The organism is Rhodococcoides trifolii, from assembly GCF_014635345.1.
GTDB classification, from domain to species: Bacteria; Actinomycetota; Actinomycetes; order Mycobacteriales; family Mycobacteriaceae; genus Rhodococcoides; species Rhodococcoides trifolii.
Window position 1 is genome coordinate 885,700 of record NZ_BMCU01000002.1, and the last position, 23,098, is coordinate 908,797.

22 protein-coding genes are annotated in these 23,098 nt (G+C 65.8%); 10 read left to right on the forward strand and 12 right to left on the reverse strand.

The annotated features are described in order from the left end of the window. On the forward strand, positions 1-1,452 hold the full coding sequence (gene hflX, locus IEW02_RS11395; RefSeq protein ID WP_188544881.1) for a GTPase HflX: 1,452 nt from the start codon (positions 1-3) through the stop codon (positions 1,450-1,452). Beyond that, positions 1,445-2,452 (forward strand): hypothetical protein, encoded by a 1,008-nt coding sequence (locus IEW02_RS11400; protein WP_229745947.1) that lies wholly within the window; start codon positions 1,445-1,447, stop codon positions 2,450-2,452. Before hflX ends, IEW02_RS11400 begins: the two co-directional genes overlap by 8 nt. Positions 2,453-2,660: 208 nt before the next feature. Here the strand turns inward: IEW02_RS11400 and IEW02_RS11405 are convergent, their stop codons facing one another. The 7 genes from IEW02_RS11405 to IEW02_RS11435 form a co-directional block, all read right to left on the reverse strand. Continuing rightward, positions 2,661-3,041 (reverse strand): hypothetical protein, encoded by a 381-nt coding sequence (locus IEW02_RS11405; RefSeq protein WP_188544883.1) that lies wholly within the window; start codon positions 3,039-3,041, stop codon positions 2,661-2,663. 44 nt (positions 3,042-3,085) lie between these two features. Continuing rightward, on the reverse strand, positions 3,086-3,457 hold the full coding sequence (locus IEW02_RS11410) for a ribosomal L7/L12 family protein (protein WP_188544884.1): 372 nt from the start codon (positions 3,455-3,457) through the stop codon (positions 3,086-3,088). Between the two features lie 73 nt (positions 3,458-3,530). Further along, the gene (locus IEW02_RS11415; RefSeq protein WP_188544885.1) at positions 3,531-4,400 is read right to left on the reverse strand and encodes an aldo/keto reductase family oxidoreductase; all 870 of its coding nucleotides are present in this window, start codon (positions 4,398-4,400) and stop codon (positions 3,531-3,533) included. 235 nt (positions 4,401-4,635) lie between these two features. After that, a complete protein-coding gene (locus IEW02_RS11420) occupies positions 4,636-4,893 on the reverse strand; it encodes an HPr family phosphocarrier protein (protein ID WP_188544886.1) in 258 nt (85 codons plus the stop codon). Between the two features lie 32 nt (positions 4,894-4,925). Further along, a complete protein-coding gene (locus IEW02_RS11425) occupies positions 4,926-6,983 on the reverse strand; it encodes a PTS fructose transporter subunit IIABC (protein WP_188544887.1) in 2,058 nt (685 codons plus the stop codon). 54 nt (positions 6,984-7,037) lie between these two features. Further along, on the reverse strand, positions 7,038-8,012 hold the full coding sequence (locus IEW02_RS11430) for a 1-phosphofructokinase family hexose kinase (protein WP_188544888.1): 975 nt from the start codon (positions 8,010-8,012) through the stop codon (positions 7,038-7,040). Continuing rightward, a complete protein-coding gene (locus IEW02_RS11435) occupies positions 8,009-8,776 on the reverse strand; it encodes a DeoR/GlpR family DNA-binding transcription regulator (protein WP_188544889.1) in 768 nt (255 codons plus the stop codon). The genes IEW02_RS11430 and IEW02_RS11435 overlap by 4 nt, the downstream gene beginning before the upstream one ends. Positions 8,777-8,912: 136 nt before the next feature. On the opposite strand from IEW02_RS11435, the gene ptsP reads away from it, so the two are divergent. Then, a complete protein-coding gene (ptsP, locus tag IEW02_RS11440; protein WP_229745948.1) occupies positions 8,913-10,592 on the forward strand; it encodes a phosphoenolpyruvate--protein phosphotransferase in 1,680 nt (559 codons plus the stop codon). Here the strand turns inward: ptsP and IEW02_RS11445 are convergent. Beyond that, positions 10,589-11,554, reverse strand: a complete 966-nt coding sequence (locus IEW02_RS11445; RefSeq protein ID WP_188544891.1) for a glycoside hydrolase family 26 protein — start codon at positions 11,552-11,554, stop codon at positions 10,589-10,591. The two genes, ptsP and IEW02_RS11445, sit on opposite strands and share 4 nt — an antisense overlap. 373 nt (positions 11,555-11,927) lie before the next feature. Between IEW02_RS11445 and IEW02_RS11450 the strand changes: the two genes are divergently transcribed. Beyond that, a complete protein-coding gene (locus tag IEW02_RS11450) occupies positions 11,928-13,070 on the forward strand; it encodes an acyl-CoA dehydrogenase family protein (RefSeq protein ID WP_188544892.1) in 1,143 nt (380 codons plus the stop codon). 66 nt (positions 13,071-13,136) lie between these two features. Here IEW02_RS11450 and lexA read toward each other — a convergent pair whose 3' ends face one another. After that, positions 13,137-13,919, reverse strand: coding sequence for a transcriptional repressor LexA (lexA, locus tag IEW02_RS11455; RefSeq protein WP_188544893.1), 783 nt, complete (start codon positions 13,917-13,919; stop codon positions 13,137-13,139). Between the two features lie 275 nt (positions 13,920-14,194). Between lexA and IEW02_RS11460 the strand changes: the two genes are divergently transcribed. Both IEW02_RS11460 and nrdR read left to right on the forward strand, forming a co-directional pair. After that, positions 14,195-14,602, forward strand: coding sequence for a hypothetical protein (locus IEW02_RS11460; protein WP_188544894.1), 408 nt, complete (start codon positions 14,195-14,197; stop codon positions 14,600-14,602). A 62-nt stretch (positions 14,603-14,664) separates the two neighbouring features. Continuing rightward, on the forward strand, positions 14,665-15,132 hold the full coding sequence (gene nrdR / locus IEW02_RS11465) for a transcriptional regulator NrdR (protein WP_188544895.1): 468 nt from the start codon (positions 14,665-14,667) through the stop codon (positions 15,130-15,132). A gap of 1 nt (position 15,133) precedes the next feature. Here nrdR and hrpA read toward each other — a convergent pair whose 3' ends face one another. Continuing rightward, positions 15,134-19,048 carry an ATP-dependent RNA helicase HrpA gene (gene hrpA, locus IEW02_RS11470; RefSeq protein ID WP_188544896.1) on the reverse strand — a complete coding sequence of 1,305 codons (3,915 nt, stop codon included), beginning with the start codon at positions 19,046-19,048 and terminating at the stop codon, positions 15,134-15,136. 37 nt (positions 19,049-19,085) lie between these two features. On the opposite strand from hrpA, the gene IEW02_RS11475 reads away from it, so the two are divergent. Genes IEW02_RS11475 through IEW02_RS11485 form a run of 3 tightly spaced genes read left to right on the forward strand, consistent with a single transcriptional unit; the run spans position 19,086 to position 21,531 of the window. Beyond that, positions 19,086-19,652, forward strand: coding sequence for a GNAT family N-acetyltransferase (locus IEW02_RS11475; protein WP_188544897.1), 567 nt, complete (start codon positions 19,086-19,088; stop codon positions 19,650-19,652). Between the two features lie 18 nt (positions 19,653-19,670). Then, the gene (locus IEW02_RS11480; RefSeq protein ID WP_188544898.1) at positions 19,671-20,288 is read left to right on the forward strand and encodes a Pr6Pr family membrane protein; all 618 of its coding nucleotides are present in this window, start codon (positions 19,671-19,673) and stop codon (positions 20,286-20,288) included. Between the two features lie 10 nt (positions 20,289-20,298). Next, positions 20,299-21,531 carry an aminotransferase family protein gene (locus IEW02_RS11485; protein ID WP_188544899.1) on the forward strand — a complete coding sequence of 411 codons (1,233 nt, stop codon included), beginning with the start codon at positions 20,299-20,301 and terminating at the stop codon, positions 21,529-21,531. On the opposite strand, the gene IEW02_RS11490 is transcribed toward IEW02_RS11485, so the two are convergent. Further along, positions 21,506-21,742 (reverse strand): hypothetical protein, encoded by a 237-nt coding sequence (locus tag IEW02_RS11490; RefSeq protein WP_188544900.1) that lies wholly within the window; start codon positions 21,740-21,742, stop codon positions 21,506-21,508. The two genes, IEW02_RS11485 and IEW02_RS11490, sit on opposite strands and share 26 nt — an antisense overlap. Positions 21,743-21,765: 23 nt before the next feature. On the opposite strand from IEW02_RS11490, the gene IEW02_RS11495 reads away from it, so the two are divergent. After that, on the forward strand, positions 21,766-22,410 hold the full coding sequence (locus tag IEW02_RS11495; RefSeq protein ID WP_188544901.1) for a hypothetical protein: 645 nt from the start codon (positions 21,766-21,768) through the stop codon (positions 22,408-22,410). Here IEW02_RS11495 and IEW02_RS11500 read toward each other — a convergent pair. Then, positions 22,394-23,080 (reverse strand): PhzF family phenazine biosynthesis protein, encoded by a 687-nt coding sequence (locus IEW02_RS11500; protein WP_188544902.1) that lies wholly within the window; start codon positions 23,078-23,080, stop codon positions 22,394-22,396. The genes IEW02_RS11495 and IEW02_RS11500 overlap by 17 nt on opposite strands. Between the last annotated feature and the right edge of the window lie 18 nt (positions 23,081-23,098).

The window sequence follows — 23,098 nt, forward strand, 5'->3', positions numbered from 1 at the left end:
ATGACGAACTCACATGATCTTTTGCCCGACGCCGACAACTACTCCGACGATCACGACGACGATGTCGCGTGGTCGGTCGGAGAGATGCAGCTCGAGGACCGCGCATCGCTTCGCCGTGTCGCGGGTCTGTCCACCGAACTCACCGACGTCACCGAAGTCGAGTACCGCCAGCTGCGACTCGAGCGGGTGGTGCTGGTCGGGGTGTGGACTTCCGGAACCGCGATTCAGGCCGATTCCTCGATGACCGAGCTTGCGGCGCTCGCCGAGACCGCCGGTTCGGAAGTGCTCGAGGGCCTCGTCCAACGCCGCGACAAGCCGGACGCCGCGACATACATCGGATCCGGCAAGGCCAAGGAGCTGCGCGAGGTGGTGCTGGCGACCGGCGCCGACACCGTGATCTGCGACGGTGAACTCACTCCGGCGCAGCTGACCGCCCTGGAGAAGATCGTCAAGGTGAAGGTCATCGACCGCACCGCGCTGATCCTCGACATCTTCGCTCAGCACGCCTCGTCCCGCGAGGGCAAGGCGCAGGTGGCGTACGCCCAGATGGAGTACATGCTTCCGCGACTGCGCGGCTGGGGTGAATCGATGTCCCGCCAGGCCGGTGGTCGAGCCGGCAGCAACGGTGGTGTGGGCCTGCGTGGTCCCGGTGAAACCAAGATCGAAACCGACCGTCGACGCATTCGTGAGCGAATGGCAAAGCTGCGCCGCGAGATCAAGGGCATGAAGGCTGCTCGCGACACCAAGCGAACTCGCCGATTGCACAGCGACGTTCCGAACATCGCGATCGTCGGTTACACCAACGCCGGCAAGTCTTCGCTCCTCAATGCGCTCACCGGGTCCGGAGTGCTGGTGCAGAACGCGCTCTTCGCGACGTTGGATCCGACGACGCGCAAGGGCGAGCTCGACGACGGTCGGGCCTGCGTTCTCACCGACACCGTCGGGTTCGTGCGACACCTTCCGACTCAGCTCGTCGAGGCGTTCCGGTCGACCCTGGAAGAGGTCACCGACGCTGATCTCCTGCTGCACATCGTCGACGGTTCGGATCCCCTGCCCACCGAGCAGATCAACGCGGTGCACGAAGTCATCACCGACGTCGTGCGCGAGCAGAACACCGTGCCGGTGCAGGAGTTGGTGGTGGTCAACAAGATCGACGTCGCCGACCCGATCACGTTGACGCAGCTGCGCAGTCTCCTGCCCGGAGCCGTCTTCGTCTCCGCCCACACGGGCGAAGGCATTCCCCAATTGCGTTCGCGCCTCAGCGAATTGGTGCGTCCGCCGGAAGTCGCGGTAAGCGTTCTCCTGCCGTACGACCGCGGCGACCTGGTGTCCCGAATTCACGCCGACGGGCAGATCGTCAGTTCCACACACGAGGACGGTGGCACCCGCATCGACGCGAAGGTGCCGTATGCGCTGGCGTCGGCGTTGCACGACTTCAGCCACAGTGCGTAGGGCTCTCGCTCTCACTGCCGCCCTGTTCGTGATGTTTCCGGGAACTGCGGCGGCCCAGGACCTCCAGTTCGGTGAGGTGTGCACGCCCACGGACCCGGGACTGTCCGAGCTGTCGGGAACAACCGAGCTCGGTGGGTTCCTCTACGGGATGGGTGACAGCGGCGCCGACGACCGCGTCGCGGAAATGGACCCGTCGACGTGCGCCGTCGTGCGGTGGATACCCAATCCGGTGGATCCGTACGACGTCGAAGATCTGTCCCACTACGGAAACTCGTTGTGGCTGGCCGACATCGGGGACAACGACTCGATTCGGTCGACCGTCGCGCTCACCCGCCTCGACCCTGCCGACGGCGCCGGTGAACTGCACCGATTGGCGTATCCCGACGGGCCCCACGACGCGGAGACGCTGCTCGTCGGACGGGACGCAATACCGGTGATCGTGACGAAGGTGCCGAGCGGTGTGAGCGGGATCTACAGCGCGGGCGTGCCCGTCGACCAGTTGGCCTCCCCGGGTCCCACGGCGCTGATGCGCGTCGGCGACGTGACGCTGGCCGCCACGAGCACGACCGGCGGACCACCCCTCATCCAGGGTTCGCTTCTCGTGACCGGAGGCGCCGTGAGCGCCGACGGAACGGTGGTGGCTCTGCGCACGTACACCGACCTGTACCTCTACTGGGCGCCCGACGGAAACGTGGTGTCCGCGTTGATGTCCGGGCCGACGAAGCAGGTCCCCTTGCCCGCTCAGCCGCAGGGCGAGTCGTTGGCGTTCACCGAGAACGGTGATCTTCTGTTCGGGTCGGAGGAGGGTTTCACCCCGACAACGACGCTTCCGCCGATCGGTGTGCTTCGGGGGGCGACTGCGGTGGCGGCTCCGGCGAAACCCGTTGCGGACGAGCAGCAGTCGTCCTTGCCCACGGTCGTGTGGGTACTGGTGGCCGGGGGAGTCGTCGCGCTCGTCATTCTCGGGTCAGCTGTGTTGGCGGTCAAGCGGCGGCGGTAGCAAAGTCTCGGAGCGGGCCGCACCGCCCATGGATCCGGACCGAAGCCACGGAAATCACGCCGTCCTCGGCTAACGATTTGAAGGTCGACAAAAATTCGGTGCTGTTCACCGCGGTACGCGCGGTCAACCGCACCCGATTCCCGCTCTGCCGGAACATGGTTGGCACGGACATCGACAGCCGTTACGGGTTGCGAATAGGCGGTGTCGGTCAGGTTCGGGAATACCGGTCCACGAGCTCCCGCGCGTCGCGAAATGCGAGGCCGGGGTAGCGGACTCGCAGACTCTTGATGGACTCGATGCGGTCGCACGACGTTTCGGTCGCGGCAAGGACGTCGTCCTCGGCTACATCGGCCGGTGCGACTGGCTTCGCGGGCCGGTCGGGACGCCGGCGATGCTTCTGCCAGGCAGCGTATGCGTTGAATGCGAAATAGATCGTCCCCACGGTCCAGAGAATCAAGCGAACCCAGTCTCGGATCGACGGATCCGATGCGATGGGTCCAACGGCGTCTCCGGTGATAGACAAGATGGCCATCAAGCCGAGGGTGGCACCCCACCGCCGCCGGCTCTCCTTGCTCTCCGCGTCGTCCACGCGGCCATTTTATACCGACCTTCGCTAATGATTCCAGGGGTCGATCACGTCACGGAATGTCGGTCGACGAGATCCTTCGCGTCGCGTAAACCCAGGCCGGGATAGAGCGTTCGCAACGATTTGATCGCGCCGATACGAGAGCCGGACACATCGATCACCGAAGTCACGTCGGCGGCGTCGACCTCGTTCGGCGGCACAGGAGCGGTGATGCGCTCAGGATGTCGATAGCGCTTCCACGACCCGTATGCCGCTCCTGCGAAACCTATTACGGCGACGAGCCATACCGCGAGGTGGGCCCAGTCGCGCGCAGTGGTCAGCGAGTCCACCGCCGTGGGACCTGCCACGCCGAGCAGGTAGAGGAGGAACAGGGTCCGGCCCCACCGCTGCAGGCGCTCGTCCTCCATCCATCGGGCCATTGGACCAGTCTGTCCTACCGGGGCTGCAGCCACATTGTGAGGCCCGTATCCGCTCAGCCCCGGTCGGGCGCGGTTACGTACCGATACGGTCCAGCTCCGCCACATCGTCTGCCGAGAGTGCCAGACCCGCACCGCTGACGTTCTCGCGCAGGTGGTCCACCGACGAGGTGCCGGGGATGAGAAGGATGTTGGGGGAGCGCTGAAGCAGCCACGCCAGCGCCACCGACATCGGACTGGCGTCCAGCCGCGCCGCGACGGCTTCCAGCTCTGCCGACTGCAGCGGTGAGAAGCCGCCGAGCGGGAAATAGGGGACGTACGCAATACCCTGTGCGGCTAGCGAATCGATCAGTTGGTCGTCATCGCGGTGGGCGACGTTGTAGAAGTTCTGGACGCACACGATAGGTGCGATGGTCTGTACTTCTGCGACCTGGTCTGCCGTGACGGTGCTGACGCCGAGATGCTTGATCAGCCCTTGCTGCTGCAGTTCGGCGAGCACGGTGAAGGGCTCGGCGATCGAGCCGGGCGTGGGGCTGTCGAGGCCGCCGACGCGGAGGTTCACCACGTCGATGGCGTCGAGTCCGAGCCGGTCGATGTTGTCGTGAACGGCTTGACGAAGCTGCTCCGGCGCCATGGCCTTGGGCCAGCCGCCCTCCGCGTCCCGTAGAGATCCGACCTTGGTCACGAGGTGCAGCGAGTCGGGGTACGGGTGCAGCGCTTCCTTGATGATCTCGTTGGTGACGTACGGCCCGTAGAAGTCGCTGGTGTCGATGTGATTGATGCCGAGTTCGATCACCGCGCGGAGCACCGCGATCGCGGCGTCACGGTCGGCGGGTGGGCCGAACACGTGCGGTCCGGCGAGTTGCATCGCCCCGTAACCCGTACGGGTGACGGTGAGATCGTCGGCCATCGTGAAGGTGCCGCCGGGAAGAGTGTTCGCTGTCATGACGTCCATCCAACACCTGTTCGAATCATCGTGATCCGAAGCCTTCACACCAGGGCGGTCGGTACCTAGGTTCAGCACCATGCGCATCCTGTCCCGACTGGTCCACACCGTCGCTGCATGGTTCGAGCGCGACGCCTTGGCGTCGCACGCCGCCGTCGACTTCGCGCTCCACAGCTGACAACGCACCCCTGCCCGTGACGCGGGAGCAGGGGTGCGTTGCCGGTGCGGAGGGAGCTCAGGCGTCCAAGTCCGACGCGACCAGCGCGGCGATCTTGTCGAGCGTCTCCTGGGTTTCTGCGGTGACCTTCACTTCGGTGCCCTTGGTGGCGCCGAGGGTCATGATCAGCAGAGCCGATCCGGCGTCGACCTCTTCGTCTTCCTCGACCTCGAGGGTGACTTCTTCCCCGGCGGCGTCGACCGCTTCGGCAATGATGGCGGCCGGGCGGGCGTGCAGCCCGATGGCCGATCCGACGGTGACGGTGGTGCTGGGCATAAGTGCTCCTTCTGGTGGTGGAGTGGTGAAGATCAGGCTGCCACGGCGATCTTGTCTTCGACCAGAGCGGGGTCTTTCTTACCCGCGAACTGCTTGATCGAAGTGACGAGCAGTGCCGAGACGACCGTGCCGATCGCCAGTGCGGCGAGGAACGTGAAGAAGTTGTTCATTGCGAAGAACACCAGCAAGCCGCCGTGCGGTGCACTGAGCGTGGTTCCGAACGACATGATCAGCGCGCCGGTGACGGCGCCTCCGGCCATCATCGACGGGATGACGCGCAGCGGGTCGGTTGCGGCGAACGGGATGGCACCTTCGGAGATGAACGCGGCACCGAGAAGCCATGCGGCCTTGCCGTTCTCGCGCTCGGCCTCACTGTAGAGCTTCGGACGCAGGGTGGACGAGAGCGCCATGGCGAGCGGCGGAACCATGCCCGCAGCCATGACGGCGGCCATGATCTTGAGCGATGCGGTGTTGTCGACGCTGAGGCCGGCGGTCGCGAAGGCGTAGGCCGCCTTGTTGACCGGCCCGCCGAGGTCGAAGCACATCATCAGGCCGAGAATGATGCCGAGGATGATGACCGACGACCCGGACAGTCCGTTCAGGAAATTGGTGAGGCCGGTGGTGATCGCGGCGAGCGGACGACCGAGTACCAGGAACATCAGCGCACCGACCACCAGGGTGGCGCCGAGCGGGATGATCACGACGGGCATCAGACCGCGCAGCCACGGCGGCACGGAGATGCGGCTGATCCACAGTGCGACGAAGCCGGCGATGATGCCACCGACGAGGCCACCGATGAAGCCCGCACCGACGAACAACGCGACGGCGCCCGCGGTGAAACCTGGCGCGAGGCCGGGCCTGTCAGCGATGGCGAACGAGATGTAGCCGGCGAGTGCGGGAACGAGGAATCCGAAGGCGAGGCCACCCAGCTGGAACAGGACAGCGCCGAGGAAGATTCGGATGCCGCCGTCCGGCAGGTTGGTGATGCTGTTGTTGGTCATGATGTCTTCGGCGGTGCCCTTGATCTCGTATCCGCCGAGGAGGAATCCGAGTGCGATGAGAAGACCGCCGGCGGCGACGAACGGGATCATGTAGCTGACGCCGGTGAGGAGAATCTGCCGCAGGCGCGTACCCCAGCCGAGTGAACTGCCGGACGCCGACGCGTCGGACGCGCCGGGAGCGGTGCCGGACACGGTGCGGGCCGACGGATCCATTGAGGCGCGCAGTGCCTCGGTGACCATCACGTCGGGCTCGTTGATGGCCCGCTTGACTCCGGACTCGATGACGGGCTTGCCGGCGAACCGTTCACGGTTCTTGACGCCCACGTCGGTGGCGAAGATGACTGCGGCCGCGTTCGCGATGACCGACGGATCGAGGGGAGTCGAACCCGAGGAACCTTGCGTCTCGACGTAGACCGGCACTCCGGCGCGCTCGCCGGCTGCGGTCAGCGAGTCGGCTGCCATGTAGGTGTGCGCGATTCCGGTCGGGCAGGCGGTGATGGCGACGATGTGGCGGGCTGCGCCCGAGTCGGTGTCACCGGGTCCGGCGGCACCGGGTCCGGCGTCCTTGGTCGTGCTGACCGCGGCTGCCGCCGGCGTTGCGGTCGATGCCTTGGGTGCCTTCGGCTTGAGCACGTCCTCGACGAGCGCGACGATGTCGGCCGGGGTGGCGGCTTCGCGCAGCGAGGTCACGAACGCCGGCTTGACCAGCGCACGAGCCAGGCTCGAGAGCAGCTTCATATGCTCCGAACCGGCACCCTCGGGCGCGGCGATGAGGAAGACGAGGTCGGCGTCGCCGTCCGGGGCGCCGAAGTCGACCTTCGGGTTCAGACGAGCGAAGCCGAGGGACGCCGTGGTGACGGCGGCGGACCGGCAGTGGGGGATTGCGATGCCCCCGGGAAGGCCGGTCGCAGACTGCGCCTCGCGGGCGAGGGCTGCGTCGCGCAGTCCGTCGACCTCGGTGGCGCGGCCGGCGTCGGCCAGCAGCCTGGCCAGCTTCTCGATGACCTCGGTCTTGGTGGAGCCGAGGTCCGCGTCGAGAGCGATCAGCTCCTCGCTGATGATTCCCGGCTTGGTGCTGGAGGTGGTCATTGATTCTTTCCTTGGTGTGCGGTCGTGCTGTGGATGAAAGGAAGGTTCTTCAGGTCATGCGCGGATCGGCTGATCGAGTGTTCGGATGGTCACGTCACCCTCTCTCGCATGAGCGGGTGTCGGGAGCTGCGTGCCCGGCAACGCGGTGGCTGCGGTGCCGTAGGCGACGGCGCGTGCCAGACGGCCGCCCCCGTCGGCCCCGTCGAGGTCCGCCAGGATGTACCCGGCCAAGGACGAGTCTCCCGCACCGACGGTGCTTCGGGGCGTGATTCGGGGAGGAATCGCGGACCAGGCACCGTCGGCCGTGACCAGAACGGCTCCCGCTGCTCCGAGGGTGGCAAGGACTGCGCCCGCACCCCGGTCGACGAGAATCGCAGCCGCGGACGCTGTCGGACTCGGATCTCCTGCGGCAGCGGCTCGTTCGAGTTCGTCTCCGTCGGAGCCGGTCAGCTGGGCAAGCTCCTCGGCGTTGGGCTTGATCAAATCCGGTGCGGTGTCGGGGAATCCGGCGGCGAGTGCCGTGAGAGGGTCGTCGGAGGTGTCGACCGCAACCTTGCACTCGAGGTTCGCCATGGCCCGCACCAGCTCGCCGTACCAGCCGGCCGAGATGCCGGGCGGAACGGACCCGGAGAGAACCACCCACTCGGCGTGCGCCGCGAGATCGAGGATCGTCGCGAACAGCCCGTCGACCGTGTCCGAGGCAACCGTCGCCCCGGGTTCGTTGATCTTGGTGGTGGTGCCGTCGGGTTCGCTCACCGTGAGGTTGATGCGTGCGGCGCCGAGCGTCGGAACGGCGCGGTACCGAACACCGATGGCACCGAGTGCGGCGAGGAGTGGATCGCTTCCGTTTCCGGGAAGTACTGCAGTGCAGCCCTTTCCGGCCGAGCTGATGACACGGGCGACGTTCACCCCCTTGCCGCCGGGGTCGGTGGTCGATCCCGATGCCCGGTGTACCGAGCCACGGACGAGCGCACCGTCCAGCGATACGGTTCGGTCCATGCTGGGGTTGGCCGTGAGTGTGACGATCATGCCACCACTACCTCTATTCCCTGATCTTGCAGACGAGTGACGTCCGCGCTGGAGATGCCGTCGTCCGTGACGAGCACGTCGACGCTGTCGATGGGGGCGAACGAGATGAGGAACTCGCGCCCGAGCTTGGCCGAATCGGCAACGACCACAACTTGATTGGCTGCCAACACGATAGCGCGTTTGACCGCGGCCTCGTCGCTGTCCGGGGTGGACAGGCCGTGTCCGACGCTGATGGCATTGGTCCCGACGAACGCGACGTCGACTCGCAGCGTGCCGAGGACTCGTAGTGCGTCCTCGCCGACGGACGCTTGGGTGACGCCTCGGACGCGGCCGCCGAGCAGATGCAGGTGCGCCGACGGGACGGTTGCGAGTCGGGCGGCGATAGGAACGGAATTGGTGACCACGTTCAGATCGCAGTCGACGGGAAGGAGTGCAGCGAGACGTGCGGTGGTGGTTCCGGCGTCGACGATCATGCTTCCGCCCGCCGGCGGCAGGTACGCGAGCGCCTTGGAGGCGATGCGGTCCTTCTGATCGGCGTGCGTGTGCTCGCGTTCGGCCATGCCCGGTTCGGTCGAAATGAGGGTGGACGCAGGAACGGCGCCGCCGTGAACTCGTTTGACCAGTCCGATTCGGTCCAGGACCGCGAGGTCCCGACGTACGGTTTCGGTAGTGACCTCGAAGGAGTCGGCGAGTTCGGTCACCGACACCCGTCCACGCTGACCGATCAGGCTCGCGATTGCTTGCTGTCGCTCTTCTGCGTACATCTTCACCTCCTCGGGATTTTCTGTTGCTTTATGTTGTTTTACGCCCGTGTGTGTTGACTTGTCAATGGATTCGAGTAATCTGAGTCACAAGTCAGGTAAGTCGAGACGTGAAACATACGTCGAAGGAGAAAACGTCATGTCGGGATCGGTCACCACGAAAACAAGCGAGTACCAGGGAACGCCGGTCGTTCCGGGGGTCGGCTACGCCCCGGTCATCCGTCCGGCACCGCGGCCCGTACCGCCCGCCGACGAGGTGACCGTGGCCGAGGACGAGCGCGAAGCCGAGGTGGCGCGCCTGCGCGACGCGGCCGCCGTGGTCGGCGGCCGTCTCAAGGACCGCGCCGCGCTGGCCACCGGTTCGGCGTCCGAGGTGCTCGCAGCCAACGCCGCCATGGCCGAGGATCGCGGATGGCTGTCTCCCGCCGTCAAGCAGGTGAAGAACGGTGCCGGCGCAGTCGTCGCCGTGTCGGTGGCGACAGGCAAGCTGGCGAACACCCTGGCCACGCTCGGCGGGCGGATGGCCGAGCGCACCACCGATCTCTACGACATCCGTGATCGTGTGATCGCCGAGCTTCTCGGTCTCCCCGAGCCCGGCGTGCCCACCCCGACCGCCCCCTCGATCCTCCTCGCCGAAGATCTCGCTCCCGCCGACACGGCCGGCCTGGACGCATCGCTCGTGGTCGGACTGGCCACCTCGTTGGGTGGTCCGACCAGCCACACCGCAATCATCGCGCGCCAGCTCGGAATCCCGTGCATCGTGGCCGTCACCGGTCTCGACGACATCGAGTCCGGCACGTTGGTCATGGTCGACGGCACCACCGGGCTCGTCGTCGTCGACCCTGATCCTGACACCGCGAACACTGCTGTGGCCGAGTCGAAGTCGCACCTCGAGCAGGTATCGCAGTGGGAGGGCCCCGGCCGCACCGCCGACGGTCACCTCGTCGACGTCCTCGCAAACGTCCAGGACGGCGCCGGTGCCCGCGCTGCCAGTTCGACTGCCGCCGAGGGAATCGGCCTCTTCCGCACCGAGCTGAGCTTCCTCGACCGCGACACCGAACCCACGGTCGACGAGCAGGCAGAGATCTACAGCCAGGTACTCGACGCGTTCGACGGCAAGAAGGTCGTCATCCGTACGCTCGACGCCGGGTCCGACAAGCCGATGCGCTTCGCCAACCACCCCGACGAAGCCAATCCGGCGCTCGGTGTCCGCGGCATCCGTATCGCCGAGGGCAACCGCGGCATCCTCTACCGGCAGCTCGACGCCATTGCCGCCGCAGCCGAGACCACCGGTTCGGCGCCGTGGGTGATGGCGCCGATGATCGCCACGGCGAGCGAGGCCGAAGCCTTCGCGGCGGACGTCCGTGAGCGCGGGCTCAAGCCGGGCGTGATGATCGAGGTACCGGCCGCAGCCCTGTTGGCCGACCGCATCCTCGACCACGTCGACTTTCTCTCGATCGGAACGAACGACCTCGCGCAGTACACGATGGCCGCCGACCGGATGTCCGCCAACCTCGCTGGACTCACCGACCCGTGGCAGCCCGCCGTCCTCACCCTCGTGGCCAAGACGGCGGAAGCCGGTGCGCGAGTGGGCAAGCCCGTCGGTGTGTGCGGTGAGGCAGCGGCCGACCCGCTTCTGGCCTGTGTGCTCGTCGGGTTCGGCGTGACGTCCCTGTCCGCGGCGTCCGCCGCCGTGGCGGGCGTCGGGGCCAAGCTGGAGTCGGTCACGCTCGATCAGTGCCGTCGGGCCGCGGCCGCCGTCCTCACCACGTCGAGTACCGAAGAGGCACGGGCCGCGGCCACCGCAATCCTCGGTTAGCGCGGGCGTCGGGCCAGTGCGTCACGGAACGCCGTCGCGCTGGCCGCGGTGCTGTCGAATCGCCAGTCCTGTTCCTTGTTCAGATTGAACCAGACGACCGCGGAGATATCGGGTTTCGCGGCGAAGTACGAGATCGCATCCTTGATCCACGTCGACTTCGATCCGCCGGCCTCCGCCGAGGAGACCTCGGCGACGATGATTCGTTTGCCCGGTGCGATGTTGCGCATCTGGCTGATTCCGGTCGCATAGATCGCGGATGCCGACTGCCACGAACTCCAGGACTGCGTTGTGCCCCAGTTGTATCCGTCCAGGGAAACCTGATCGACGTAGGACGATCCGGGGTACAGGCCCTTCAGGGGGGTCATGCCGTAGTCCGGGACGTTCGGTCCCCAGACGAACGACACGTTGGCGGCGCCCGCGGAGCGCAGGACGTCGTGCACGCGACGGTAGGCCGCGACGTAGTCGCCCGCACCGTTTCCGTTCACTCCGTCGGCCCAGGGGTACCAGTTGGCGTTCATCTCGTGCCCGAAGCGCAGCATGACCGGCTTGCCCCACCGCGCCAATGCCGTTCCCCACGAACGGATGTAAGCGTCGAAAGCACCTGCGGTGATGCGATCGGTGCGGAAGTCGGGTTGCACGGTGCCACCGCCCCACGCCCACGGTTCCCAGGTGATCATGGTGGTGGCCCCCCGGGCCGCGACGGCATCGAGTTGGGAGATCGGCGGCTGCGACCGAAAATCCTGGTAGGTCATGACGACGGAGGGCGCTTCACCCGCCTGTGTGGCAATGCGGTCGAGTTCGGCGCCGGCCAGGGGACCGCCCTCGTTCACGATGCCGAACCGGAGCTTGGCCGTGCTGATACCCGGCGCCGCGTCTGCAACACCCGGAGCCGCGACGGTGAGGGCGGCCGTCAGTGCCAGGGGTACGACCAGTAGCCGTCCGATACGCGAGATGTGGTTCATGAGTCCTCCGGCCCCGGCAGGTAGAGGTGAGACTCGGGGCGAGGATTGCGACGCTAGATCACATCCGCATTTCTTGCTCGAACGTCAACTCTTCCAACACGTCTCGGCAAAGGGTGAAAGTCGAATCTGCATCGATGCACTCGGTCCCGGTCGCCTGTTCGCCACTCCGACCCGCCGAAGCGCGGAGAATCGACCCCGCTGGGCAAGGTTTTTGTTCGGGGCGAGGTCACCGTGTTCGGTCACGGATGGTGCTCGTCTTGGTCATCGACGCACGTCGGAGCCGAGTCGTACAGTCGAGGTACTGGGCGGACGCATGTCGCCGATCGCTCCATTGCCCGTCATCGCGCACGGGCCACGACCACGAGGAGAACCGATGGAACGCACGCTGTTCGAGCCGGAGCACGAGCTTTTTCGCGAGTCGTACAAGAAGTTCCTGGCGCAGCACGTGGCGCCGTTCCACGACGAGTGGGAGAAGCAGAACATCGTCGACCGCGGTGTGTGGGTCGAAGCCGGCAAGCAAGGCTTCCTCGGCACGGCGGCGCCGGAGGATTTCGGTGGCGGCGGCGTCAAGGATTTCCGTTACAACGCGGTGGTCACCGAGGAGACGACCCGAGCGGGATTCAGCGGTATCGGTTTCACGCTGCACAACGACGTCGTTGCGCCGTACCTGATCGATCTCGCGAACGACGAGCAGAAGGCGCGGTGGCTGCCGGGGTTCTGTTCCGGTGAAATCATCACCGCGATTGCCATGACCGAACCAGGCACGGGAAGTGATCTGCAGGGCATCAAGACTCGCGCCGTCCGAGACGGTGACGATTGGGTGCTCAACGGCTCGAAGACGTTCATCACCAACGGAATCAACGCCGATCTGATCATCGTCGTCGCCTGCACCGATCCCGACAAGGGAGCTCAGGGCTTCAGTCTGTTCGGCGTGGAGCGCGGCATGGAAGGCTTCGAGCGGGGACGTAACCTCGACAAGATCGGCATGAAGGCCCAGGACACGGCCGAACTCAGTTTCACCGACGTACGCGTCCCGGCCGCGAACCTCATCGGCGAAGAGGGAATGGGCTTCATCTACTTGATGAAAAACCTTCCCCAGGAGCGTCTGTCGATCGCCGTCGTTGCGGCGGCGGCAATGGAATCCGCCCTCGAGATGACGATCCAGTACTGCCGTGATCGCAAGGCATTCGGCAAGTCGATCGGGAAGTTCCAGAACACACGATTCGTGTTGGCGGAGTTGGCCACCGAGACCACCGCGGTGCGCATCATGGTCGACAAGTTCATCGAGTTGCTCAACGACGAGAAGCTGACCGTCCAGGAAGCTGCGATGGCCAAGTGGTGGACCACCGAGTCTCAGGTCAAGCTGATCGACCGGTGCCTACAGCTGCACGGTGGTTACGGGTACATGAAGGAGTACCCGATTGCCAAGGCCTACATGGATTCTCGTGTACAGACCATCTACGGCGGCACCACGGAGATCATGAAGGAGATCATCGGCCGCGGGCTGAATCTCTGACCCGACCCGTCACAGACGAACACCCCGGATGCCGCGAGCATCCGGGGTGTTCGTCTGTCGGGACTTCTACAGCTTGCGCATGACCGTGACGACCTTGCCCAGGACGACCGCGTGGTTGCCGGGGATGGGTTCGAACAGCGGGTTGTGGGGCATCAGCCACACCTGACCGTCGATGCGCTTGAACGTCTTGACCGTCGCCTCACCGTCGATCATGGCGGCCACGATGTCTCCTTGCTCCGCCACGTTCTGCTGACGTACGACGACCCAGTCGCCGTCGCAGATCGCGGCGTCGATCATGGACTCACCGACGACACGCAGCAGAAAGAGAGATCCGGAACCGACGAGCTCGCGGGGGAGCGGGAACACGTCCTCCACTGCCTGTTCCGCGAGGATGGGTCCGCCGGCGGCGATGCGGCCGAGTACAGGAACGAAGGTCGGGGCCGGCAATCGATCCGAATCCGTCACCGCAACGTCCGTCTCGACCTCGGGGACGGTCTGGGTCACGTCCTGGGCGGGATCGTCGAGTCCACGAACATCGACGGCACGGGGCCGGTTGGGGTCACGCCGGAGAAAGCCCTTCTTCTCGAGGGTGCGTAATTGATGCGCGACCGACGAGGTGGACGTGAGCCCCACTGCGTCACCGATCTCGCGAATGCTCGGCGGATATCCCCGTTCACGAACCGATGCGTGAATGACCTCGAGAACTCGACGCTGGCGATCCGTCAGACCTGCCGTGATGTCCGCATCGGGAACACCGACGGCGACCGAACCCGACTCGGGCACAGCGCCGCTGCGTTCCGAGCCCCTCTTCCGTGTTCCCGATGTGGGTGACGAGTTGTCGTCCTTCATCCGTCTGGCCTCCTGGTTCTGCGTGCTACCGGTGTTCGAACAAGCTGTGCGATATGCCACGAATTTAGACCGAAACACCTGTTCGATCAAACACCTGTTCGAAGCGTGTCGCGTGTTTCGGAGACTTTGTCGGAGCTGCGTGCTACAAATCGCACATGCGTTCTTTCGAACGCGTGATCGAAGATCGAGGGCCTGACATTCGAAAGCCTTTCGACGTTCGAACACCGACACAGTCGGCCCACCGCGGTCGACGCGTACGACAGGGAGTTGTTCCGATGACCAGAAGTACCGTTCTGACCAGCAGTTCAGTCCTCACCGGTAGCTCCGCGTCGACCGGCAGTTCGACCGCCTGCGCTGTTGCCGATCGCCGCCCTGCGGTGCGACGCGCCCCGGTCGGTGTTCGTTCCACTGCAGTCGTCGACCGCGACACCGTCCACCGCAGTGCTCCGGTTCGTCGGCCGGTCGCGTCGCGTCCGGCCGCAGGATCGTTCGAATACGGCCAGTGCGGGCCGGGCGTGTCGCAGACCGAGCACGAGCAGCCTTCACGGATCGGGTTCGGACAGATGATCGCGGTCGCCGTGGTCACTGCAGTCCTGTCGCTCGGCTTGATCGGCGTCGCCAACATGCGCGCCGACACCGACGAGGTGCCGTCCCCGTCCACCACATCGATCGTGCACTACTGACCGCCTCCGAGCGGGCCCGCTGCCTGCATCGGGCGCTGATCACCGACAGGTAGTCTTGTTTCATGCACTGCCCGTTCTGTCGCCATCCCGACTCGCGAGTGGTCGACTCGCGCGAGGCTGACGAGGGCCAGGCCATTCGCCGGCGTCGATCTTGTCCAGAATGCGGACGTCGCTTCACCACTGTCGAGACGGCGGTGCTGTCGGTCGTCAAGCGGAGCGGCGTCACCGAGCCGTTCAGTCGCGAGAAGGTCATCAAGGGTGTGCGCCGGGCATGCCAGGGTCGCGACGTGGACAACGACGCGTTGGGATTGCTGGCGCAGCAGGTAGAGGACGCAGTTCGAGCGTCGGGATCAGCCGAGATCCCCAGCAACGAGGTCGGTTTGGCCATCCTCGGACCGCTACGAGACCTCGACGAAGTGGCATATCTTCGGTTCGCGTCCGTCTATCGCTCGTTCAGCAGCGCCGACGATTTCGAACGCGAGATCAAGGACCTCCGCGAGCATCGAGCCGAGTCACTCGACGGGTCTTGAGTCAGCTGCGACGGAGATCCTCGATCGCACGTCGGACTCTCTTCTCCGACACGGGATACGGCGTTCCCAACTTCTGAGCGAACAGATTCACTCGCAACTCTTCGATCATCCACGCAACCTCTCTGATCGCGGGCGTGGTCCGGCGCGATTCGGGCACGGAGGTCAACAACGCCTCGTACACCGCGTAGACCCGGTCGAGCGCGTCCATGCCGACGCGGTCGCGGTTCGCACTCGACGGAAGAGCCTCGAGCCGCTCGACGGCGGCCTGCAGGTAACGCGGTAAGTCCGGAAGATGGTTCTCTCCCGTCTCGAACACGAAGCCGGGGAAGATCAGTGAATCCAGTTGTTCCCGCACATCGTCGGCAGGGTCTCCGGTTGCTCCGTGCAGGACCGATCGCAGTCGCGCAGTCGCGGCGAGGACCGGTTCGACGGCTCGCACGATGCGCGCCACGCGAGCGGGCAACTGAGCTCGCGCCACCGTCACCAGGGCGGAAAATGCGTCGGGGGAGCTCACCGGTCCGCCGTTCGCCATCATGATGTCGTCGACAGCAAGAGTGCGGCAGTCGTCCAGAAGGGCGTCGAGGCTGCCGTGTGGGTTCTGGCCCAGCGCGAGGCGTTGACTGTTCGTACGCCCGCCGAGGATCGACTTCGACGACGTGGGTACGGCATCGAGAAGGAGCCGACGCGTGCCGTCCCGCATCGACACGCGCTGCGCCGCGGGAGAACTGAGAACCCTCACCGCAACGCCACCGTTTTCCGACACCAGCGACGGATACCCTGTGACCTTCTGACCGCCCACGGTGCGGGTGACCGTCGGCTCCAGGGTGCCGAGTGTCTCCGACGTCCAGCGTGTGGTGGGCGCGCGCTCCGAGTCGGCCGCAGCGCGGGCCACCGCCGAGGACGCCCGTGCCCCGAGCATGCGACGGAGCTCGGGCAGTGAGGTCGATCGAGCCAACTCACGCCCGTTCTCGTCCTGACCGACGAAGGTCATCTTCAGGTGCGTCGGAAGCGAGCCGGGGTCGAAATCCGTCGGCGCGATGCGCGTCGACCCCAGCCGGGACAATTCACGGGCGAGGGCGAACGTCAGCGGTTCCGACCGCGGACGCACGGCCGCCAGCGCTACCTTCGCGTAGTCGGGTGCGGGAACGACGTTGCGCCTCAACTCTTTCGGGAGCGTCTTGATCAAGGCGGCGGCGAGTTCCTGGCGCATCCCCGGGACGAGCCAGTCGAATCCCACGTCGGATACCGAAGCCAGCAACGCGACCGGGATGCGCACGGTCACACCGTCGTCGTCCTTCCCCGGCTCGAACTGGTAGGTCAACGCGAACTGCAGCTCGCCCTGTCTCCAGGCGTCCGGGTACTCGCCGCCGAGAACCGACGCGGCATCGGTGTTGACGACCGTGGTGCGGTCGAAATCGAGCATAGTGGGCGACGTTCGGACGGTCTTCTTCCACCACCGATCGAAATGGCGCGCCGAGACGATTGTCGCCGGAACGCGTTCGTCGTAGAAGGCGAACAGTGCGTCGTCGTCGACCACGATGTCGCGCCGGCGGGCCCGCTGCTCCAATTCCTCGGCGTCGCTGCGCAATTCCTGATTCGCACGGAAGAACGCGTGATGTGTCCGCCACTCACCCTGGACCAGGGCGTGTCGGATGAAGAGTTCGCGAGAGACCTCGGTGTCGATGGGTCCGTAGTTCACTGGCCGCTTGGTCACCAGCGGAATTCCGTACAGCGTGACCCGCTCGTACGCCATCGCCGCTTCGCGCTTGATCGACCAGTGTGGTTCCGAGTATGCGCGCTTCACCAGGTGCGGCGCGAGTTTCTCGGCCCACTCCGGTTCGATTCGAGCGCCCATGCGCGCCCACAGGCGTGAAGTCTCCACCAGTTCGGCGGCCATGACCCAGCGCGGAGGCTTCTTGAACAGGCTCGAGCCAGGGAAAACGGCGAACTTGCTCCCTCGTGCGCCGAGGAAGTCCCTCTTGTCGCCTTCACGAACACCGATGTGCGACAACAGTCCCGCGAGCAACGCCTGATGCACTGTCGTATCGGAGGCGACCGTGTCGGAGGCGACCGTGTCGGACACTGTCCACCCCAGGCCACGGGTGATCTGCCGCAGTTGACCGTGCAGGTCCTGCCACTCACGGATGCGCAGGTAGTGCAGGAACTCCGATTTGCACATCCGTCGAAACTGGTTGGACGACAACTCGTCCCGTTGCTCCCGCAGGTAGTTCCACAGCGCGCGATACGCCAGGAAGTCCGAGTTCTCCACCGCGAAGCGCGCATGCTTCTCGTCCGCCGCCTGCTGGTGCTCGGCGGGCCGCTCCCGCACGTCCTGGATCGACAGGGCGGAGACGATGATCAGCATGTCTTTCAAGCATCCGGTTCGGTTGGCCTCGACCAACATTCGAGCCATACGCGGATCGACAGGCAACCCCGCGAGCTCACGCCCCAACTGCGTCAAGGTCGGGCCGGTGTCGACTTCTTTGGGAGAGTGGTCGATGGCACCGAGTTCGTCCAACAGGCCGAGACCGTCTCTGATGGCGCGTGGATCCGGCGCCTCGACGAAGGGAAACTTCTCGATACGGCCGAGACCCAGCGAGGTCATCTGCAGAATGACGGACGCGAGGTTGGTGCGCAGGATCTCCGGCTCGGTGAACTCGGGGCGCGAATCGAAATCCTCTTCGGAGTAGAGCCGAATGCAGATGCCGTCCGCGACGCGGCCGCACCGCCCGGCGCGCTGCCGGGCAGACGCCTGCGAAATCGGTTCGATGGGCAGACGCTGAACCTTGGTCCGCACCGAGTACCGCGAGATCCGAGCGGTGCCGGGGTCGACGACGTAGCGGATACCCGGGACCGTCAGCGATGTCTCGGCGACATTGGTGGACAACACCACCCGCCGACCCGTGTGCCGAGTGAACACCCGATGTTGTTCGGCGGCAGACAGTCTGGCGTAGAGCGGCAGAATCTCGACCCCGCGCATCGCCCGGTCGCGCAGAGCGTCGGCAGTGTCTCGAATCTCGCGTTCACCGGAGAGGAAGACCAGGACGTCACCCTCGGGCTCGTGCAGGAGCTCCTGTACGGCGTCGCAGGTGGCGTCCACCGGGTCACGGTCGACGGTCTCCTCGCCCACGTCGACCGTCAGCGGGCTGTACCGCACTTCGACGGGGAACGTACGCCCCGACACCTCCACGATCGGCGCCGGCGCACCGGCGTTGCGGAAGTGCTCGGCGAAGCGTTCGGGGTCGATGGTCGCCGACGTGACGATGATTTTCAGATCCGGCCGACGGGGTAGCAGTTGCGCGAGATACCCGAGGATGAAGTCGATGTTCAGGCTGCGTTCGTGGGCCTCGTCGATGATGAGGGTGTCGTACTGGCGCAGGAAACGGTCGCGCTGAATCTCGGCCAGAAGGATTCCGTCGGTCATGAGTTTGACCAGCGTGTTGTCCGACGACTGGTCGGTGAAGCGCACTTTGTAGCCGACGCTCTCACCGAGCGGCTGTCCCAGCTCCTCGGCGATGCGTTCGGCAACCGTACGGGCGGCGATACGCCGGGGCTGTGTGTGACCGATGACGCCGCGGACGCCGCGGCCCAGCTCGAGGCAGATCTTCGGGATCTGGGTCGTCTTTCCCGAACCCGTCTCACCGGCGACGATGACCACCTGGTGGGCGGCGATGGCAGCCGCGATGTCGCCGCGGCGGGTGGTGACCGGCAACGACTCGGGGTACGTGAGCTCCGGGACGGAGGCGCGTCGGTTCTCCACGGTGAGTTCGGCGCGCTCGATTTCCGTGGTGATCTTGGCGAGGGCGGCGTCGTCGCGGGCACGATCGAGGTTTTGGCCGATGCGGTACGCGTCGCGGACGGTCAACTCGCGTAGCCGGGAGGTGAGCTGAGAGCGGGGGGAAGGTGACGTGGGCATTCTGCACATCAGTCTAATCGGTGTCACTATCTCCACCGTGGGCAGTGACGTCGAGTCCGATCTCTCGTGGCGCAGGTTGACCGAGGCCGACTTCGGGCTGTTGTCGACCTGGTTCACGGAGCCGCAGGTTGCCCGATGGTGGAACCACGAGCCGTCGGGCGAGGCCGTGGCGCGCGATTTCGGTCCCAGCGTGCGCGGCGAGGAGGCGGGGGAGGACCTGATCGTGTGCCGCGACGGCGTCCCGGTGGCGCTGGTGCAACGGTCGCCGATCGCCGCATACGACACCGACCTCGCCGACTTCGCACGCATCGTGACGGTGCTGGAGGGGGCAGTCGAACTCGACTACCTCGTCGGTGACGCGTCGCTGCGGGGGCTCGGGTTGGGTTCGCGGATCATCGCCGCCGTGGTGGACGACACCTGGCGAACGCAACCCGAGGTGCCGTGTGTGCTGGTCGCGATCGTTGCTGCCAACACCGCGTCGTGGCGGGCAGTGGAGAAGGCCGGATTTCGCCGGATCGGCGAGGGCGCGATGGAACCGGACAATCCGATCGACGACCCGCTGCACTACATCTATCGCATCGATCGGCCCATCTCGGGCCCGTGACGTGTCACCATCGTCCGCATGACACACCCGTCGATCCGCGTCGGCCGCGTCGTGTGCGCTGCGGCGTCCCTGGCGGCACTGGTGTACATCCCTGCCAGCAGTGGTGACGTGCCCGGTTTCACCATCGCGAATTTCTTCAGTTACTTCACGGTGCTGAGCAACGTTCTGGCTGTCGTCGTGCTGGGTGTGGGTGGCGCACTCGACCCGCAGTCACCGCGGTGGGACGCCTTCCGCGGCAGCGTCGTGACGTACATGGTGATCACGGGAATCGTGTACGCCGTGTTGCTGGCCGAAGTCGACGTCAACGTTCGCGACCCGTGGACCAACAACGTTCTGCACCGCATCGTCCCGCTCGCAATCCTCCTCGATTGGCTGATCGCGCCCGCGCGCACTGCGATCTCGAACCGAACAGCGCTGTCCTGGTTGTGGTTCCCGGTCGCATACGGTGTGTACTCGCTGATCCGGGGGCCGATCGTCGAGTGGTATCCGTATCCGTTCCTCGATCCTCGGACGCAGGGTTACGTCGCCCTGGGGATCGGGCTGATCGTTCTGATCGGTGGATTCGTCCTGATTGCGATGGCCATCGCGAACCTCGGTGAGCTCGCCGGACGAAGGCGCTCGGCCCGCGCTCGCTAGTGTGTGCGGCATGACTGCTGCAGCGTTCTGGCATGGATTCGCCGACATGAAGACCGTCGAGGACGGCGGCCGGTTCGTGATCTCGAAGGGTGACGGAGCGTCGATCTGGGACGCCGACGGCAACCGCTACCTCGACGGAACAGCCGGTCTCTGGTTCACCAACGTCGGGCACGGACGGACCGAGATTGCCGACGCCGTGGCACGCCAACTGTCCACGCTGGCGCACTATTCCACGTTCGGCGACGTCGTTCCCGAGATCACGCTGGCTCTGGCCGAACGGCTCGCGGCCATCGCGCCGGTCGCCGGAAGCAAGATCTTCTTCACCTCCGGCGGCTCGGATTCGATCGACACCGCCGCCAAGCTCGCCCGCAGGTACTGGAACCAGGTGGGGCAGCCGGGCAAGACGGTCATCGTCGGCAGGCAGAAGGCGTACCACGGAATGCATGTCGGCGGAACATCTCTCGCCGGCATCCCGCTCAATCGCGAGCACTACGGCGAGCTGATGCCCGACGCCCGCACGGTCACGTGGGACGACGCCAAGTCGTTGCTGGAACTGATCGAGCGGGAGGGCGCGGACACCATCGCGGCCTTCTTCGCCGAGCCCGTGATCGGCGCGGGCGGCATCTATCTGCCGCCGTCGGGATACCTGCACGAGGTGCGCCAGATCTGCCGTGACCACGACATTCTGTTCGTGGCCGACGAGGTGGTGACCGGATTCGGACGCATCGGCGGTGACTGGTTCGCCTCGACCAAGTTCGACCTGCAGCCCGACATGATGACCACCGCAAAGGGATTGACGTCGGGATACGTGCCGATGGGCGCGGTGTTCGTTGCTCCGAACGTCGCCGAGCCGTTCTACTCGGGCGGAACGTGGTGGCGGCACGGCTACACCTACGGCGGTCACGCCGGCGCAGCCGCCGCGGCCATGGCGACCCTCGACATCATGGAGCGCGAGAACCTGGTGCACGAGGCGACCCGCGTGCAGAACGCGCTGCACCGCCACCTGAGTCCGCTCGCCGACCACGAGCGCATCTCCGAGGTGCGCAGTGGTCTGGGCGCGGTGGCAGCGGTCCAGTTCGCCGATCCCGCGGAGGCGATGCCGTTCGTCAAGGCGCTGCGGCGCGAGGGAGTGTCGGCGCGCGCCGCAGGACAGGGTGCCATCCAGTTCTCTCCGGCGTTCGTCATGACCGACGCCGAAGTCGAGGAGATGGCTGCCGCTACCGCGCGCGCGCTCGACGCCTGAGCCGAGCGAGGCGGCCCGGTTTCACCGCGGGGACGGACTCGGGCTCGGTCTCGGACGTGGCCACGGCCAGTCGTCGGTGGAGCTGTTCGCGAACGTCGTCCGGTGAGTACGCGCGTCGTTGTCGTTCCGACCGCACGGCGAGCGCTCCACTGGCGGCGACGCCGACTGCGCCCGCCAAGCCGACGATCTTGAACACCGAGGACCATCGCATCGGTTCAGATTAGTCTCATGTGTATGCCATCGCTCGTGAGTCTCGATCAGGCCGTGGACCAGACGCGCACGGGTGACATCTGGATCTTCCGCGGGACGTCGCTTCCGGACCGGGCGATACAGACCTTGACCAACAGCCCCGTCAACCACGTGGGAATGGCGGTGGTGCTCGACGATCTGCCACCGTTAATGTGGCACGCGGAACTCGGAAACCGGTTGCAGGACATGTGGACCGGGAAACACCAGCGCGGAGTCCAGTTGCACGACCTGCGTGATGCGGTGGTGCACTGGTCGGAGAAGTACTCCCAGCGAGCGTGGATTCGCCAACTGCAGGCACCGGTGACTCGTCATCAGGAAGACGCCCTGCTGAAGACCATCGCGCGCATGGATGGGACGGCGTTTCCGACGACGGCGAGGTTGGCGGGACGGTGGTTCGCCGGGCGGCTTCCCTCCCTGCCGGGGCGTGGGGACAAAGCGGGAGTCGCCCTCGAAACTGCATACTGCGCCGAGGTCGTTGCGCTCACCTACGAAGCGATGGGCCTGCTCGAGGCCCGCCGACGCGCCAACTGGTACGACCCCGGCAAGTTCTGGAGCGGTGACTCGCTCCCGTTGACCCCCGGAGTCGAGCTCGGAGAGGAAGTCGCGGTAGCCGTCAGGAATCGATCGTGAACGGTGGCTCCCGGACCACGCGGCCACCGACTTCGATCCACCCGTCGTCTCCGAACGTCGTCGTCAGGCGCGACCCTCGTCCCTGAGTGATATCGAGATCGCGTCCGAGCAGTTCCGTGATGCGCACCGCCGCCGAACCCGTCGCCTCGTCCTCCGCAACACCCATGTCAGGTGCGAACATTCGCGAACGGACGGCGCCCGTGGCCTCGTCTGCCCAGGCCCACACGTAGTGATGGCCCGTTCGATAGGCGGCCGCGTCGAAGTCGACCACCTGTTCCACGGAGTCGACTCGATGGAACTCGAAGTTCGGGCACCATTCGGCTTTGGCACGGACGCTCAGAATGTCGTCTACCTGCCGGACCAGCACGTCACCGGCTTTCACCTCGAGCACCGTGACAGGGGTGCCGCGTCCTGCAAGCCACGCCGCAGCTCCCACCGTCGGGTGGCCCGCGAAGGGGAGCTCCACCGCCGGAGTGAAGATGTCGACGTTGACGGAGTGCGCGGAGTCGTCGGGGACCTCGAGAAACACCGTCTCACTGAAACCGATTCGCCGCGCCACCTCCTGTCGATCGGCGGGATCGACGACGGACGCGTCGACAATTCCCAGGCGATTTCCGAACCGCCCTCCCTGATCGGCGAAAACTCGAACCACGGACACCTCGATCGACATGATCCGAGAATACGGGCC

What these genes read in the sequence shown, in the direction of transcription:
- hflX (WP_188544881.1), top strand. Translation starts at nt 1, where the DNA reads ATGACGAACTCACATGATCTTTTGCCCGACGCCGACAACTACTCCGAC.
- IEW02_RS11410 (WP_188544884.1), bottom strand. Translation starts at nt 3,457, where the DNA reads ATGGCCCGATGGATGGAGGACGAGCGCCTGCAGCGGTGGGGCCGGACC.
- IEW02_RS11415 (WP_188544885.1), bottom strand. Translation starts at nt 4,400, where the DNA reads ATGACAGCGAACACTCTTCCCGGCGGCACCTTCACGATGGCCGACGAT.
- IEW02_RS11420 (WP_188544886.1), bottom strand. Translation starts at nt 4,893, where the DNA reads ATGCCCAGCACCACCGTCACCGTCGGATCGGCCATCGGGCTGCACGCC.
- IEW02_RS11425 (WP_188544887.1), bottom strand. Translation starts at nt 6,983, where the DNA reads ATGACCACCTCCAGCACCAAGCCGGGAATCATCAGCGAGGAGCTGATC.
- IEW02_RS11430 (WP_188544888.1), bottom strand. Translation starts at nt 8,012, where the DNA reads ATGATCGTCACACTCACGGCCAACCCCAGCATGGACCGAACCGTATCG.
- IEW02_RS11435 (WP_188544889.1), bottom strand. Translation starts at nt 8,776, where the DNA reads ATGTACGCAGAAGAGCGACAGCAAGCAATCGCGAGCCTGATCGGTCAG.
- ptsP (WP_229745948.1), top strand. Translation starts at nt 8,913, where the DNA reads ATGTCGGGATCGGTCACCACGAAAACAAGCGAGTACCAGGGAACGCCG.
- IEW02_RS11445 (WP_188544891.1), bottom strand. Translation starts at nt 11,554, where the DNA reads ATGAACCACATCTCGCGTATCGGACGGCTACTGGTCGTACCCCTGGCA.
- IEW02_RS11450 (WP_188544892.1), top strand. Translation starts at nt 11,928, where the DNA reads ATGGAACGCACGCTGTTCGAGCCGGAGCACGAGCTTTTTCGCGAGTCG.
- lexA (WP_188544893.1), bottom strand. Translation starts at nt 13,919, where the DNA reads ATGAAGGACGACAACTCGTCACCCACATCGGGAACACGGAAGAGGGGC.
- IEW02_RS11460 (WP_188544894.1), top strand. Translation starts at nt 14,195, where the DNA reads ATGACCAGAAGTACCGTTCTGACCAGCAGTTCAGTCCTCACCGGTAGC.
- nrdR (WP_188544895.1), top strand. Translation starts at nt 14,665, where the DNA reads ATGCACTGCCCGTTCTGTCGCCATCCCGACTCGCGAGTGGTCGACTCG.
- hrpA (WP_188544896.1), bottom strand. Translation starts at nt 19,048, where the DNA reads ATGCCCACGTCACCTTCCCCCCGCTCTCAGCTCACCTCCCGGCTACGC.
- IEW02_RS11480 (WP_188544898.1), top strand. Translation starts at nt 19,671, where the DNA reads ATGACACACCCGTCGATCCGCGTCGGCCGCGTCGTGTGCGCTGCGGCG.
- IEW02_RS11485 (WP_188544899.1), top strand. Translation starts at nt 20,299, where the DNA reads ATGACTGCTGCAGCGTTCTGGCATGGATTCGCCGACATGAAGACCGTC.
- IEW02_RS11490 (WP_188544900.1), bottom strand. Translation starts at nt 21,742, where the DNA reads ATGCGATGGTCCTCGGTGTTCAAGATCGTCGGCTTGGCGGGCGCAGTC.
- IEW02_RS11495 (WP_188544901.1), top strand. Translation starts at nt 21,766, where the DNA reads ATGCCATCGCTCGTGAGTCTCGATCAGGCCGTGGACCAGACGCGCACG.
- IEW02_RS11500 (WP_188544902.1), bottom strand. Translation starts at nt 23,080, where the DNA reads ATGTCGATCGAGGTGTCCGTGGTTCGAGTTTTCGCCGATCAGGGAGGG.